General features: G+C 42.2%; 13 protein-coding genes and 2 tRNA genes. 11 read left to right on the top strand and 4 right to left on the bottom strand.

What is annotated here, in order from left to right; all coding sequences use genetic code 11:
- Position 1 precedes the first annotated feature (1 nt).
- The 5 genes from IAE16_RS04045 to IAE16_RS04065 are packed head-to-tail and all read left to right on the top strand — an operon-like array spanning position 2 to position 4,715.
- On the top strand, positions 2–892 hold the full coding sequence (locus IAE16_RS04045) for a ferritin-like domain-containing protein (RefSeq protein ID WP_323701447.1): 891 nt from the start codon (positions 2–4) through the stop codon (positions 890–892).
- Complete coding sequence (locus IAE16_RS04050; RefSeq protein ID WP_323701448.1) at positions 885–1,448, top strand: D-sedoheptulose 7-phosphate isomerase; 564 nt, start codon at positions 885–887, stop codon at positions 1,446–1,448. The genes IAE16_RS04045 and IAE16_RS04050 overlap by 8 nt, the downstream gene beginning before the upstream one ends.
- A complete protein-coding gene (locus tag IAE16_RS04055) occupies positions 1,445–2,266 on the top strand; it encodes an NAD(+)/NADH kinase (RefSeq protein WP_323701449.1) in 822 nt (273 codons plus the stop codon). Before IAE16_RS04050 ends, IAE16_RS04055 begins: the two co-directional genes overlap by 4 nt.
- Before the next feature lie 3 nt (positions 2,267–2,269).
- On the top strand, positions 2,270–3,001 hold the full coding sequence (locus IAE16_RS04060; protein ID WP_323701450.1) for an ATP-binding protein: 732 nt from the start codon (positions 2,270–2,272) through the stop codon (positions 2,999–3,001).
- Between the two features lies 1 nt (position 3,002).
- Complete coding sequence (locus tag IAE16_RS04065) at positions 3,003–4,715, top strand: ATP-dependent DNA ligase (RefSeq protein ID WP_323701451.1); 1,713 nt, start codon at positions 3,003–3,005, stop codon at positions 4,713–4,715.
- Here the strand turns inward: IAE16_RS04065 and IAE16_RS04070 are convergent.
- Positions 4,716–4,789: transfer RNA gene (locus IAE16_RS04070), tRNA-Met, on the bottom strand. It abuts the gene before it with no gap.
- A 24-nt stretch (positions 4,790–4,813) separates the two neighbouring features.
- Here IAE16_RS04070 and IAE16_RS04075 point away from each other — a divergent pair.
- The 5 genes from IAE16_RS04075 (at position 4,814) to IAE16_RS04095 (ending at position 11,233) form a co-directional block, all read left to right on the top strand.
- On the top strand, positions 4,814–5,776 hold the full coding sequence (locus IAE16_RS04075) for an ABC transporter substrate binding protein (protein WP_323701452.1): 963 nt from the start codon (positions 4,814–4,816) through the stop codon (positions 5,774–5,776).
- Positions 5,777–5,862: 86 nt separating this feature from the next.
- A complete protein-coding gene (locus tag IAE16_RS04080; protein WP_323701453.1) occupies positions 5,863–7,674 on the top strand; it encodes a sensor histidine kinase in 1,812 nt (603 codons plus the stop codon).
- Position 7,675: 1 nt separating this feature from the next.
- Entirely contained in the window at positions 7,676–8,980 is a 1,305-nt protein-coding gene (locus IAE16_RS04085; protein WP_323701454.1) for a sigma-54-dependent transcriptional regulator, read from the top strand.
- A 157-nt stretch (positions 8,981–9,137) separates the two neighbouring features.
- Positions 9,138–9,644 (top strand): DsrE family protein, encoded by a 507-nt coding sequence (locus IAE16_RS04090; protein ID WP_323701455.1) that lies wholly within the window; start codon positions 9,138–9,140, stop codon positions 9,642–9,644.
- Between the two features lie 11 nt (positions 9,645–9,655).
- On the top strand, positions 9,656–11,233 hold the full coding sequence (locus tag IAE16_RS04095) for a putative porin (protein WP_323701456.1): 1,578 nt from the start codon (positions 9,656–9,658) through the stop codon (positions 11,231–11,233).
- Between the two features lie 134 nt (positions 11,234–11,367).
- Here the strand turns inward: IAE16_RS04095 and IAE16_RS04100 are convergent, their stop codons facing one another.
- Entirely contained in the window at positions 11,368–12,276 is a 909-nt protein-coding gene (locus tag IAE16_RS04100; RefSeq protein ID WP_323701457.1) for a Ppx/GppA phosphatase family protein, read from the bottom strand.
- Positions 12,277–12,308: 32 nt separating this feature from the next.
- On the opposite strand from IAE16_RS04100, the gene IAE16_RS04105 reads away from it, so the two are divergent.
- A tRNA-Ser gene (locus IAE16_RS04105) sits at positions 12,309–12,398 on the top strand.
- 1 nt (position 12,399) lies between these two features.
- Here the strand turns inward: IAE16_RS04105 and IAE16_RS04110 are convergent.
- Both IAE16_RS04110 and hisIE read right to left on the bottom strand, forming a co-directional pair.
- Positions 12,400–13,659 carry an NfeD family protein gene (locus tag IAE16_RS04110; protein ID WP_323701458.1) on the bottom strand — a complete coding sequence of 420 codons (1,260 nt, stop codon included), beginning with the start codon at positions 13,657–13,659 and terminating at the stop codon, positions 12,400–12,402.
- Positions 13,660–13,674: 15 nt separating this feature from the next.
- The gene (gene hisIE / locus IAE16_RS04115; RefSeq protein WP_323701459.1) at positions 13,675–14,292 is read right to left on the bottom strand and encodes a bifunctional phosphoribosyl-AMP cyclohydrolase/phosphoribosyl-ATP diphosphatase HisIE; all 618 of its coding nucleotides are present in this window, start codon (positions 14,290–14,292) and stop codon (positions 13,675–13,677) included.
- Position 14,293 lies beyond the last annotated feature (1 nt).

Consider the following 14,293-nt stretch of genomic DNA (forward strand, 5'->3'; position numbering starts at 1 on the left):
CATGGATAAAAAAGAGACGGTAAGTTTGCTTCTCTATGATGTAGCCCTTGAACATTCTGCCATAGTGCAGTATCTGTATCACATATTCCTCATAAGCGATGGAAACATCACATCAGAGATAGAGGAAATAGCTCGTCAAGAGATGAGGCATCTCAAATGGTTTGCCCAGAAGGTGGTTCAGCTGGGTGGACAGGTGGTCTTAGACAGGCTTGAGGACATGATAGTTATAGGTGGACCAGATTGGGCAGACATGCTCTCAAAGGATGTATGGGCTGAAGAGGAAGCTATAAGGATATACAGCCAGCAGTTGGAAATGGTCAAGGATGACTCTGTAAAGAAGCTCCTTGAGAGAGTTATAAAGGATGAGCAAGACCACAAGGTGGAGTTTTCAGAGCTTATGGAAAAGGTAAAAGAAGGTCTTGTTTGTATTCCGTTAGAGGAGCAGAGACCAGACCCAAGGACTCTTGAGGTCTTAAACAAGTTTCTAAAGGAAGAGTATCAAACCATAATCAACTACCTTTATCAGTTTTTCCATTCCAAAAACTGCGACTACAAGGACATAATGCTTGACCTTGCTATAGAGAGCATGGTGCATATGGGTAAGCTCGGCGAAAAGATAGGTGAGCTTGGTGGAATGCCTAACATACAAAGAGTAGACTTTTCGCCAAAACCCTTAAAGAGTCTCCAAGAGCAGGTCAAGGCGGAAATACTTTACGAGCAGGAAACGGGCGGTGAGTATGGGAAAGAGATTGCAAAGATTGATGACCCAGAAATAAAGAGGCTTTTCACCTTCATAGAAAACCAAGAGGAATATCACAAACAAAAGCTCGTGGAATTTTTCAAGCTAATGAACAGGCTCACGGTGGGAGACCTCAGAAAGAAGGATGCTTGAGTTTGTTATAAACTCCTTTAGAGAGAGTGCGGAGCTTAAGTTGGCTTTTGTGGAGCTTTATGCGGAAAGAATTGTAGAAGTAGGTCAGATAATAGCGAGAGCTTTAAAGGATGGCAACAAGGTGCTTCTCTTTGGCAACGGTGGTAGTGCTGCGGACGCTCAGCACATCGCAGGGGAGATAGTGGGAAGGTTTAAAAGGGAAAGGAGGGCTTTGCCAGCCATAGCCCTTACCACAGACACTTCCATCCTTACCGCAGTAGGGAACGATTACGGCTTTGAAAGGGTTTTTGAAAGGCAGGTGGAAGCCCTGTGTATGCCCGGAGACATCGCCGTTGGTATAAGCACTTCTGGAAATTCACCTAACGTGGTAAGAGGTCTCATGAAGGCTCATGACCTGGGTGCTACCACCATAGCTTTTACTGGAAGGGATGGGGGTAAGTTGGTGGATATTGCCCACTACAGCTTTGTAGTGCCTTCTTACGATACCGCACGCATTCAAGAATGCCATATAACCCTTGGTCATGTGCTTTGTGAGATAATTGACAGGCTTCTATGAGGGTTCTCCTCTTTGTGAAGGACAGCCAGAGGGCAAGAGAAGTCTCCGAAAGGGTAAAGACGCTTGTGGGGTCTTTTGGGGTTGACTTGGAGGTCTTTATAAATGAGCGTTCAAAAGGAGAAAAGCCAAAGGTTAGGGGCTTTGACTTGCTTGTGGTGGTGGGTGGAGATGGGACTTTTTTGGCTGGTGCAAGGCTTGCCTCAAAGGAAGGTGTGCCACTTCTTGGCATAAACGTGGGAAGGTTTGGCTTCCTCACAGAGGTGGAGCTGGAAGAGACAGAGGAGGTCTTTAAACTCCTCTTAGAGGGCAGAATAGAGCCTCAGAGGAGGATGATGCTTTCCGCTTTTCTCCTTAGAAGGTCTCAGGAGCTTTACCTGGGGGACTACCTTAACGATGTGGTGGTTTCAAAGGAAAGCCTTGCTCGTATGGTGGAGGTGGAAATAGAGCTTCAGGGAGAGAGGGTGCTTAGGGTCTATGGAGATGGAGTTATAGTCTCCACACCCACGGGTTCTACTGCCTACGCCCTTTCTGCAGGAGGACCTATCTTGTATCCTCTTATGGAAGCCCTGCTCTTTGTGCCCATATGTCCGCATACCCTTTCAAATAGACCTCTTGTGGTGCCACCAAACTTTAGAATAAAGCTCATAAACCTATCTGAAGACCACATGGCATATCTTACCCTTGACGGACAAGAGGGAATGAGCTTAAAAAGAGAAGATGTGGTGGTGATAAAAAAGTCTCCTCACTATTGCCTTATGTATCCAAATCCGAAGAGGAGCTTTTTTGGTATCCTAAAAGAAAAGCTAAGGTGGGGCTGAAAGATGGAGCATTTAGCTTATCGCTTTAAGGAAGGAGAGTTAATTCCGATAAAACACCCACACATTCCAAACTTTTCAAACCTGCTCCATATAGAAAGGCAAAAGGAGACCCTTAGGAGAAATACCCTACAGTTTGTGAAAGGCTTGCCTGCAAACGATGTTTTACTCTGGGGAGATAGGGGCACGGGTAAATCCTCTTTGGTAAAGTCCATGTTAGGGCTTTTTGCAAAGGATGGTCTCAGGCTTGTGCAAGTTTACAAGATGGATATTAGTCATCTTTCTGAGCTTTATGACCTCTTGAGGGAACGTCAAGAAAAATTTATCCTCTTTTTTGATGACCTTTCCTTTGAAGCTGGGGACGAGGAGATAAGAATTTTGAAATCTCTAATGGACGGCGATGTGGAAGAAAGACCAAGCAACGTGCTTGTGTATGCCACTTCCAACAGAAGACATCTCATGCCAGAAAGAGAAAAGCAAGAAAAGTTTCCAGAGGAGAGCTATTGGGAGAGGGTCTCCCTTGTGGAAAGGTGTGGCATAAGACTTGGCTTTTTCGCCTTTGGAAAGGAGCAGTATTTAGATATAATAAGGCACTTGGCTTTTCAGAGAGGTCTAAGCATTAAAGAGGATGAGCTTCAAAAACTTGCCCTTGATTGGGCTTTGCACAATGGTTTTTCTGGCAGGAGTGCCTACCATTTTATAAAAGACCTTGAGGGTTGGCTTGGTTTAAAATCTTGATATGACCTTTAGAGAGCTTTCTGAGTATTTCCACAGGATTGAACAAACTACCAGCAGGCTTGAAATGGCGGAAATTCTTAGAAGCCTTCTGGAAAAGGCGAGCGTGGAGGAAGTGGACAAGGTGGTTTATCTAACACTTGGTGAGCTTCTACCAGCCTTTAGAGGGATAGAGTTTGGTATTTCGGAAAAGCTTCTTATGGAATCTCTCTCCAAAGCCTGCGGTGTTAGGCTCAGCCAGGTGCAAACTCTATACAAACAGAAGGGAGACCTTGGAGATACAGCGGAAGAACTAATAGGCTGGCAGGGAAGAAACTTAAGCCTTGTTAGGGTTTATGAAGAGCTTTTTGATATTGCACGCACAAGGGGAACCTTAGACAAGGTTATGAAACTTATAAACCTTTTAAAGGGTCTTTCGGGCTTTGAAGCCAAGTATGCGGTAAGGATAATTATAGGGAGGCTAAGGCTGGGGGTGGGTGATGCAACCATAATAGATGCCATGGCTGGAGGCATAAGAGAACTAAAGCCATACATAGAGAGGGCTTACAATCTTTGCTCTGACCTGGGACTTGTAGCTAAGAGGCTCAAAGAGGGTGGACTCGAAGCCATAAAAGAGTTCAAGATTCAATTAGGTTATCCCATAAGGATGGCTTTGGCGGAAAGGGTATCCAGTGCACAGGAGATAATTCAGAGGCTTGGCAGATGTGGTGTGGAGGCAAAATATGATGGCTTTAGACTACAGGTTCACAAAGATAGCGACAAAGTGGAAATATACTCAAGAAACCTTGAAAGGATGACGGAGATGTTTCCAGATGTGGTAAAGGCGGTCATGGAGGATGTAAAGGTCCAAAAGGTGATAATTGAAGGTGAAGCCTTAGCGGTAAACGAAGAAACGGGCGAGTTTTATCCCTTTCAGATAACCATACAAAGAAAGAGAAAATACAGCATAGAAGAATATGCGAGGGATTATCCACTTAAACTCTTTGCCTTTGACTTGCTTTACCTTGAAGAAGAGGACTACACGGTAAAGCCTTACATAGAAAGAAGGAAAACCCTTGAGGAGCTTCTCTCTCAAACAAACACCCTTAGACCTTCAGAAATGTTTATAACACAAGAGGCAAAGGATATAGAAACCTTTTTTGAGGATGTTATAACGAGAGGGCTTGAGGGCATAATGGCAAAAAGACTTGATGCACCTTACACTGCAGGCTCAAGGAACTTTAACTGGATAAAATTAAAGAGAAGCTACAGGGGAAGTCTTGCAGACACGGTGGACGTGGTAGTAGTGGGCTACTATTACGGAAAGGGTGCAAGGGCAAGATTGGGTATAGGCGGTCTCCTTGTGGCAGTTTATGAACCTTCCACGGACACCTTTAAGACGGTAAGCAAGGTGGGTTCAGGATTCACAGAGAGTGAGTGGGTCAGGCTAAGGGAGATGTTGGACGTCATAAAGCTAAGCCATAAACATCCAAGAGTGGACAGTCTTATTGAGGTAGATGTCTGGGTAGAGCCAAGGTATGTGATAACGGTTAATGCGGATGAGATAACAAGGTCTCCTTTGCACACCGCAGGCAGAACCCTTGAAGAACCGGGCTACGCCTTGCGTTTTCCAAGGGCGGTTAGCTTTATAAGAGAGGATAAAAATCCAGAGGATGCCAATACGGTGGAAGAGATAATAAGGCTTTATCAGCTCCAAAAAAGTGTGTCGGTAGAATAGTGGCGGCGGGAGGACTCGAACCTCCGACCTGAGACTTATGAGATCTCCGCTCTAACCAGCTGAGCTACGCCGCCTATATCGGGTATATATTATAAACAATGAGACCTGTATTGGCAATTTTATTGTCTCTTATGCTTGTCTCTTGTTGGTTCGGTGAAAGGAAGATAGTTATCGGTGTTCTTATATCTGGAGAGGGAAGGTTGACTAAGTTGGATGGTTTCAGGGACGGGCTAAAAAATCTTGGACTTAAAAATGTGGAATTTGTAATATACAATGGAGAAAATAACTTAAAAAGTTTAGAAGAGAAAGCTATTGAGATAGTAAAAAGGGAAAAAGAGTTCAGGCTTGTAGCAGTAGGTGGTAGCCTTGAAGCTCACTACATTAAAAAGATAAAGAACGACTTTGAACCTCCAATTGTAATAATGGGTGGCACTGCCATAAAAGCTTGGGGCTTTGTGGATGACGAAAACAAACCTATAAAGGGTGTAACAGGCGTTGACAACCTAAATATGGAGTTAATGGAAAAACGCATAGAAATATTCAAAAGATTATTCCCTCATGTAGAAAAGGCTATAGTTTTTTGCACACCCAACTTTGAAGCTTCAAAGTTGGCAACTAAATTAACCATAAAAGCAGGTGAAAAGCATGGATTAAAAATTTATCCATTAGAAGTTAGGGACGTTCAGGATCTTGAGTATGTAATAAGCCATATGAAAGAAGATGGATTTGAGGCTATTGTAATGACCCCGTGTTTCTATACAGATAATTTTTTAACATCCTACATCCTGCACTATGCGCGGTTTTATCATATACCGGTAGTATGCTTATCCCCAGAGCATGCTACAAAAGGTTGTGCGGTGGCTTACGGTAGCTCTGGTTATGATCAAGGTTATCAGGCTTCTTATATTGCTTATCAGATAATAAAAGGAGCCAGAGTTGCAGATATACCCTTTGAAAAAGTGACAAAAATAAGACTTTCTATAAATGAGAGCGTTTTTAGGGAAATGGGATATGTTTTAGATAATAGCAAGACTCTTCTCGCAGACCAAGTTTTTAAATGAGGTGTAGCATCAAAAATAGAATATTAGCACTCATTTTCCTTATGGTTTTTGTCCAGATTCTTTTTGTTTTCATCTATTTCCGTATATTGAAAGAACAGCTTAGAATATCATGGCAAGAAGACAAAGGTGTTATAACCAAGATCCTTGCGGATAGATTTAGGGAAGATATAGTATCCACTCAGGTAAAAATAAAATCTATAGCAACAAAATACAGAAGCCTAAACATAAGTTTGAAAGAAATTCTATGGAGACTGACAGGAGATATTGAACATATTAAGGGATGCGCTTATTACGATACAAGGGGCAGACTTATTTATCTTGAAACAAGGTCTATCAACTTTGAAGGTTTGCCTAAAACGTTGAGTAAGTTGGAATGGGTAGACGAAGTATTAGATGTATATTCAATGGGTACTAACGAGATGTATATGCTCCTGAAGGTGTTTGATATTAGCAACAATGTGCCTATGGGTTTTATAGTTTGTGCTATGAATGTAAGAGATTTGATTAAAGATTATGCTCACCAGTACGGAATACATGATGCTACAATTAGGTTATTAGATACTAATGGTAGGACTATGGTGTCATTGAACAACTGGGCAACCGGAAAAATGCTTAGTTTGCAATCTCATATAAGAGGTACAAATATGATTATTGAACTAAGCGAACCTGAAGACCTCATTTATGCGAATGCTTACAATTTTTTAAAAGTTTCCTTTTTGCTAAGTTCAGTTCTATGCGGTGGACTCTTTTGGGTGGGCTTTTTTACCGTGAAAAGGATATTCAAGCCTCTTGAAGACTTGAAGTTATCTGTTATAAATTGGATGGATAGGAAAAATTTGGAGATTAAAGGATATGGTGAGGTTTACGTGCTTGCAAGAGCTTTTCAAAATCTTCTTGACAGAATTGAAAGGGAAAAAAGTGTTTACATAAATTTGTTTAATAAACTTAGAGACGGCATTTTATTGGTAGAGAATGAGAGTGGCACATTAGAGATGGTAAATGACAATTTTTTGAACATGTTTGATGTTACAGCTAATGAGGTACTTGGAATGAATATAAAGGATGTGTGTGAACATTTTACAACAGGTGTATTCCTGTTCATACCAGAAAGTATTATAAGTATCGGAGGAAAAACTAAATGCGTAAGTGTGACTTCAATACCTCTTAAATTAGAGGATAAAGACTATACACTTTTCCATATAAAAGATATTACAGATAAAAAGAGTACTGAGTTTCTTCTTGGACAATACTCCAAATTAGCCATATTAGGAGAAATAGCGTGTTCCTTAGCACATCAACTTAACAACCCTCTTGCTTCTATAATGGCATATACTGAGTATATAAGAAATGTGTCCAATGAAAAGGAAGTGAAGGAAATGGCGGAAGTGGTTCTTAAAAATGTTGAAAGAGCGAGGGATACAATAAGCAGGTTGCTATACATGGCAAAGAGCTATGATGGTTCACCGCAGGAAATAGATCCCTTAAGTTTTACAAAAAATTTATTAGATATAATCCATTTCAAAGCGAAGCATAAAGGGATAATTATAGAACTAAACCCGAAAACGAAGTATCAAAAACTCCTAACATATCCATGGAAACTGGAACAGATTCTTATTAACCTTATAGATAACGCTATAGACGCGTCTCCAATGCAGGGTAAAATCTATGTGGGTATTGAAGATGTTGATCCTTTTATAGTTTGGAAAATAAGGGATGAAGGTCCGGGTGTAAACTCTGAAGAAATTTTCCAACCCTTTTATACTACAAAGGCTAAAGGTTTTGGTTTGGGGCTGTCTATTGCAAAGAGCTTTGTGGAGGACATGGGGGGCAAAATAGAGTATGAAAACTTAGACAGAGGTTGCGAGTTCCGAGTGTATATTAAAAGTAAGAACGCATGACATGAAGATACTTATAATTGAGGATGAAATAGAATACGGTTGGCTAATATCAAAGTTTTTAAGAGAAAAGGGGCACTCTGTTGACCATGTTTCAAGTGGTGAGTTAGCCATAGACTCTATCGATAAACAGCATTATGACCTGATCATACTTGACCTGCTTCTACCTGATATGAACGGCATGGACATTCTCAGAAAGATAAAGGAAATCCACAGTATTCAGGAAGTGGTTGTTATAACTGGCCATGGAACAATAAAGATAGCAGTTGAGGCTATGAAGCTGGGGGCTTTTGACTTTTTGACAAAACCTTGCAGTTTGGAAGAAGTTGAGCTTGTGGTTAAAAAGGTAGAAGATATGTTAAGCCTAAAGAGAGAAAATAGCCTCCTAAAAAGCGAAAAAAGGCTGACGGAAGAGGATATGGTAATAGCAAGTCCCGCAATGAAAAATGTAGTGGATATTATAGGAAAGATAGCTTGCAGTGATTGTAGTGTTATAATACAGGGGGAAAGTGGGGTCGGTAAAGAACTTGTTGCTAAACTTATACATAGACTAAGTGATAGAAAGGATAAACCCTTCGTCGCCATAAATATATCCGCTATACCTCAGGAACTCTTGGAAGCTGAGCTTTTCGGTTATGAAAAGGGAGCATTTACTGGTGCAGGTAGTCAAAAGGCAGGCTTTATGGAGTTAGCTAAGGGAGGGACGCTTTTTTTAGATGAAATAACAGACCTTGACTTCAAACTACAGGCTAAGCTTCTGAGGGCAATAGAGGAGAAGAAATTTTATAGATTAGGTGGTAGAAGAGAAGTAGAGAGCGATGTACGCATTATTTGTGCAACAAATAGAGATATTAAAAAGCTAGTTGATGATGGGCTTTTCCGAGAGGATTTGTATTATAGACTAAACACAGTTGAAATTAGAGTTCCTCCTTTAAGGGAGAGAAGGGAGGATATAATCCCATTAGTTGAACATTTTCTTGAAAAATTCTGTAGAAAGTACAATAAAAAAATAAAGGGTTTTACTGAAAAAGCCAAGTCAACTCTCCTATCTTACAATTATCCTGGTAATATAAGAGAGCTAAGAAACATAGTAGAGAGAGCGGTACTACTATGTAATGAAACTTTGATTGATGAAAACCACCTCAACATATCCTTCCACAAGAAGCCTGATAGTATTAAGGAAATAGAAAAGATGAAGATTGAAGAAGTATTGAGAAGAGTTAATTTTGACAAGAGAAAGGCTGCAGAACTTTTGGATATTCCTTTAAGAACCTTCTACAGAAAACTTAAGAAATACAATCTTTTGTAAGTGCCAAAATGGCAAAACATTTGACAAATTGACACATCTGAATCTAACACCAAAAGCGAGAGGCACTTGATTTATCAGTAAAAGGTCTATTACAGGTTTTTGGCACAGTTCTTGCATACTACATCTATGAAAGGATCAATCCTAAGGAGGTAGTAACATGGATAGAAGAGGCTTTTTTAGATTAGCGGGTTTATTAGCTTCTGTGCCCTTTATAAATAAGATTGCGGAGGCTTCTCCACCAAAGGTAAAAATGGAGGATATTAAAAAAGACGCTAAAATAGCTGTGGTCTATCACTGTGATTTTCCTCAAGAAGCAAGGTTTAAGGCTATGCTGGGTAATATAAGAAACCATCTGTCTGTTTATGACAATGATCCCTTTAGGATAAAGATAGTTGTCGTGGCTCATGGTGCAGGTGTTAAGTTCTTTATGAAAGACCTTTCCGGCAGTCCATGGGAGACAGAAGGTATAAAGATTGACGAACTCTACCAGACAGAAAAGGATCTGTTGGCTTATGGTGTTGAGTTTTATATATGTAATATAACTTTGCAAAGGTTAAGACTTGATGCTAATAAGCTACATGAGTTTACTAAGATAGTGCCTTCTGGAGTTGGAGCCATTGGAGACTTGCAATCAAAGGGTTTTGCCTACATAAAAGTACAGTAAGGAGGTGATATATGAAAAACAAGAAGTTAATAGGAGGCTTACTTTTTGCGGCAGTTTTCGCATTACCAGAACCTTCCCATGCCATAAGACTTTCCAGTCCTGCGGAAGACCAGTACATGGACATTAACCTTCTTATGCAGTTGTGGTTTAGACAGCAGGACATTAGCGATCAAAATAGACCCAATTTCATAGGGGCAAGTGATAGAACAGATGTGTTCTTTAGAAGGGTGAGGCTGAGGTTTGGAGGGAGTGTTAATCCTTGGTTTAAGTTTAACTTCGTTCTAAGAGACAACGACTTTGGAAGAGACCCTTATGATGCACCTTTTGGTGGACAGCCTACACACGGAAGGAGACAGAGTAACAGGAATACCGGAGTTATTCATGAGCTGGATGTAGTGCTTGTCCCAAGTGCCATGACAGACATGAGGGGTATAACCCTTGACCTACACTTAGGCTATCCAAGAGTTCCTCTGGGTAGGGAGCAGTTTCAAAGAGCCTATGACAACATAGACCTGGACAGGACAAATGCAACGCTTAGGTGGACTCACCTTACTATTGGAGACGTCACCGGCAGAGCCTTTGGTGGCTACGCCCATATAAGAGGAGCAAGCAAGGGACAGGGTTATTCCAGGATTACGGTTGATGGATTCTTAGGTTTATTTGGAGGGTTTAAAAACGTCCGAAATCCGTGGGATGACACCGTTGTAGGAGTTTCTTCCACTACTCCCTTGTGTGGCTTTAATGCACCAAATCCGGGTGTGGGCACTTGTCTTTCGAAGGCAAGGGGCAACTCCTCTAATAGCCCGCTTGTAACCTTGCGAGGAACAGTGACCCTTGGCGACCAAGAGGGTAGACCTGCAATATACAATTGGCTTTATAGAGATACCTACCTTGGAAAGCGGAAAGGCATCACCCTTGGTGTATCCTACGCATTTCAAAACAAAATAGACCAACACATAATAACAGATACACAAGGTATATCACCGGGCTTTCTTGGCAACGGTAGCCCTCAAAACGGTGCTGGCACGGTCAATGTAAGAATACCTTATCTATTACTGCCTAACCCTTTATCTGTACCTAATAGTACTCTGGCTAACAATCTTCTCGATAATAAGGTTGATATGAAGTTTTATGGTGTGGATTTTGCATGGCATCACGGTCCAGTATCCCTTGTTGCGGAGCTTGGTCAGGTTAAGTTTAGCAAGCTAATACTACTTGATGGTGCTAACAATGTTTACCCTAACAGAAGTATAAAAAACGACTTCTGGCTTTTGAAGGCAGGCTACATGCTAAATCCAAAGTCCAAACACAAGTTTGAACCCTATATAACCTACTCTGAGTATAAACCCCAAATAGTTCAGGTTGGAACTGGTGCAAACGCGAGATTTTACGGAGATGCTACAAACTTCGTGGGTCCCAATACGAGTGCCACTGGAAATCTGGGTAACATAAAGCAGATGGGCTTAGGTATTAACTATTACTTCATAAATGAAAACTTCCGATGGACACTTGAATACACAAAGTTTGATGAACAGAGGAACAGTATAAAAAACGACGCAGTCACCCTTCAGTTCCAATGGATCTTCTGAGGGGCTGCTCCCGCCTTTTTTAACCAAACAGAGTATAGCCCCTGCTCACCTCCCTTCTCTTTTTCCCCCTTTTTTTTAATTTTTCTGTTTTCTGCAAAGAACAAGGTACAATTGGATTAGATTCAATTGAAAAATCAGTTTCCGCACCTTAGGGTTTCTTCCACCAACAGCCCCTCCTTTAAACCCCAGTCGCTTACCCTTATCCTATTTTTTCCAAAGAGCACCATACTTCTGTAGAAGATAACAAGACCTGGAATTATCACCTTTGCCCTCTTTGGCTCTATGTGGGGAAAATTGGCAATGCGATCCCTTTCCTTCATAGAGCTTAGTGTTTCAAGCCAAAACATGAGCCTATCTAAGGAAAGCTCCTTTCCATGAATATCCTTACCTCTGTAGGGATATATACCGTATTCAATGGCGGTTATGGTGGTTATAGTGCCACCAAGACCCACAAGCTCATCGCAGGGCTGGACTACTTCCCTTATATGCTCATCAAGGAAGTTTTTCAAAGACTCAAGCTCGTAGTTTTTTGGTGGGTCGCTGTGGATAAACTCCTCTGTAAGGTTTACAATTCCAAAGGGAAAAGACCTTATGCTCTCTATTTGAAAGCCTCTACCACACACAAACTCTGTTGACCCACCCCCTTGGTCTATGATACAAAACCTTCCAGAGGGTCTAAGAGAATAGGCTACAGAGAGAAAGGCATACCTTCCTTCCTCCTCAGGGGTTATAACCCTCAGCTCAAGCCCTGTGAGAGCTTTTAATCTTTCTAAAAAATCCTCTGCGTTTTTTGCCCTCCTTAGTGCCTCTGTCCCCACTATCTTTATGCGTTCCGCCCCGAGGCTTTTTGCCTTTTGGAAAAATTCCCTTATAACCTCAAGGCTCTCTTCTATCCTATCCTGCCTTAGGAGACCACTGTCCTTTAGGTCTGTTGCCAAGGCTGTTATTCTTCCCTCTTCGTGGATAAGCTCTAAACCTGCATTAACTTCTGCTACACTGAGCCTTATAGAGTATGAGCCTACATCTATGCTGGCAACTTTCATGGTGGAGAGATATTATAATATTTAACTCCTAAGGAGAGGTGACCGAGTGGCCGAAGGTGCAGCACTGGAAATGCTGTGTACGGGCAAACCCCGTACCGCGGGTTCGAATCCCGCCCTCTCCGTTTAAGCCTTTCTAACCTTCAATACAAAGCCTCTGACCTCCTCCACTATTATCGTATCCCCCTTCCTTATGGCTTCATCGCTTACTGCATTCCATATCTCACCATGAATAAAGACCTTACCCTTACCCTCCACAAAGTCGGTAAATGCCTCTCCTTGTTCACCCAGTAGCTCCTCTGTGCCGAGCATTTTCCTTCTCTTTTGAGCCTTTAGCCCCAGTCTTCCCGCAAAGAGGAAAAAGGCTACGGTGAGAGCTACCATTGTCCCTATAACGCTAAGAGGTATATCTCCGTAAGGAGAGTCTGGGCTTATGAGAATAAGAGAGCCAAGGGCTAAGGCTATAGCACCCGCAAGAGCAAGACCTCCAAAGGTGGGAGTTATGAGCTCAAGCACCAACAAAAGCAATCCCGCAAGGATAAGTAAAAGCCCCAGCCAGTTTATGCCAATAATACCAAGCCCATACAAACCCAAAAGCAAAGCTATAACCCCCACCGCGCCTGGGATAATACTGCCCGGGTTGTAAAGCTCAAAGAAAATTCCATAAAAGCCTATAAGCAGGAGCATATAAGCAACGGTTGGGTTTGTTATAACGCTGAGGAGCTCTTCCCTTAGGCTTTTGCCTATCTCTACAACTTGAACCCCTTCTGTTTTAAGAGTTATTTCCTTTCCATGTTTTTTGACCACCCTGCCCTCAAGTTTTTTAAGAAGGTCTGCCCTGTCCACCGCTATGAAGTCTATGACCTTTTCCCTTAAGGCTTCCTCAGGCGTGAGGGAGATGGCTTCCTTTACCATCCTCTCTATTACCTCTGGGTTTCTTCCCTTTTCCTTTGCTATGCTTCTTACAAAGGCGAGCATGTCTTGCATGACCTTCTCCCTCATAGCCTCGTCCATCCTCTCTCCACCCATCTGCACAGGAGTTGCTGCACCTATATTTGTCCCCGGTGCCATCACAGCCACGTCTGCAGAAATGGTTATAATAGCCCCCGCAGAGGCTGCACGACCTCCCGGTGGAGAAACATAAACCACCACAGGAATAGAAGTCCTCTGAAACTCTTGAATGACCTCCCTCATGGAGCTTTCAAGACCACCGGGAGTGTTAAGCTCAAGGATAAAGAGCGTTCCACCTTCCTTTTCTGCCTTCTCAAGGCTTCTTTTTATGTAGTCCACCATAAGAGGAGTGACCGCATCCTGCCACTGGGATACAAAGACCTTTGCATGGGAAAAACCTAACAGAAAAACCAAAAAAAGAAATATGACTAACATAAGAAAATCTTAAGCCTATTTCATCCTGCTTGCAAGCTCTTGGAGAACCTCCTCTATGCCTATGCCTCTTATGGTAAGCATAAGGATAAGGTGGTAGAACATGTCAGAGACCTCCGCCCTTATCTCCTCTGGAATGCCTCTCTTTAGTGCTATGAGGGTCTCTATGGCTTCTTCGCCAAACTTTTGTAGCACACGGTCTTCTCCCTCCCTGTATAGCCTTACCGTATAGGAGTCTTCTGGCATTTCCTCAAGCCTTTGACGTATTATCTCCTGTAGCCTTTGCAAGGCTTCAAAGGGTAAGACCCTTTTTACCTCTCTTCCTTCAGGGTCTCTAAAAAAGCAGTTTCTTTCACCCGTATGGCAGGCTCTGTTTTTTTCTTGCTCTATTATGTATAGCACCGCATCCTCGTCGCAGTCCACTCGCACCTCAATGACTTTCTGAAGTTCTCCAGAGGTCTCCCCCTTTTTCCATACGCTTTTTCTTGACCTTGAGTAGTAGTGGGCGTAGCCTGTCTGTAGGGTCTTTTCTATGGCTTCTTCGTTAGCCCAAGCAAACATCCTTATCTCACCAGTCCTGTAGTCTTGAGCTATAACGGGTATAAGACCCTCTTGGTTAAACTTAAGCCTTAGCACC

This window comes from Hydrogenobacter sp. T-2 (assembly GCF_033971325.1).
Classification (GTDB): Bacteria; Aquificota; Aquificia; order Aquificales; family Aquificaceae; genus Pampinifervens; species Pampinifervens diazotrophicum.

Coding starts and splice junctions, on each gene's coding strand:
- IAE16_RS04085 (WP_323701454.1), top strand. CDS start 7,676: ATGAAGATACTTATAATTGAGGATGAAATAGAATACGGTTGGCTAATA.
- IAE16_RS04065 (WP_323701451.1), top strand. CDS start 3,003: ATGACCTTTAGAGAGCTTTCTGAGTATTTCCACAGGATTGAACAAACT.
- IAE16_RS04060 (WP_323701450.1), top strand. CDS start 2,270: ATGGAGCATTTAGCTTATCGCTTTAAGGAAGGAGAGTTAATTCCGATA.
- IAE16_RS04090 (WP_323701455.1), top strand. CDS start 9,138: ATGGATAGAAGAGGCTTTTTTAGATTAGCGGGTTTATTAGCTTCTGTG.
- IAE16_RS04095 (WP_323701456.1), top strand. CDS start 9,656: ATGAAAAACAAGAAGTTAATAGGAGGCTTACTTTTTGCGGCAGTTTTC.
- IAE16_RS04110 (WP_323701458.1), bottom strand. CDS start 13,659: ATGTTAGTCATATTTCTTTTTTTGGTTTTTCTGTTAGGTTTTTCCCAT.
- IAE16_RS04045 (WP_323701447.1), top strand. CDS start 2: ATGGATAAAAAAGAGACGGTAAGTTTGCTTCTCTATGATGTAGCCCTT.
- IAE16_RS04050 (WP_323701448.1), top strand. CDS start 885: ATGCTTGAGTTTGTTATAAACTCCTTTAGAGAGAGTGCGGAGCTTAAG.
- IAE16_RS04100 (WP_323701457.1), bottom strand. CDS start 12,276: ATGAAAGTTGCCAGCATAGATGTAGGCTCATACTCTATAAGGCTCAGT.
- IAE16_RS04055 (WP_323701449.1), top strand. CDS start 1,445: ATGAGGGTTCTCCTCTTTGTGAAGGACAGCCAGAGGGCAAGAGAAGTC.
- IAE16_RS04075 (WP_323701452.1), top strand. CDS start 4,814: ATGAGACCTGTATTGGCAATTTTATTGTCTCTTATGCTTGTCTCTTGT.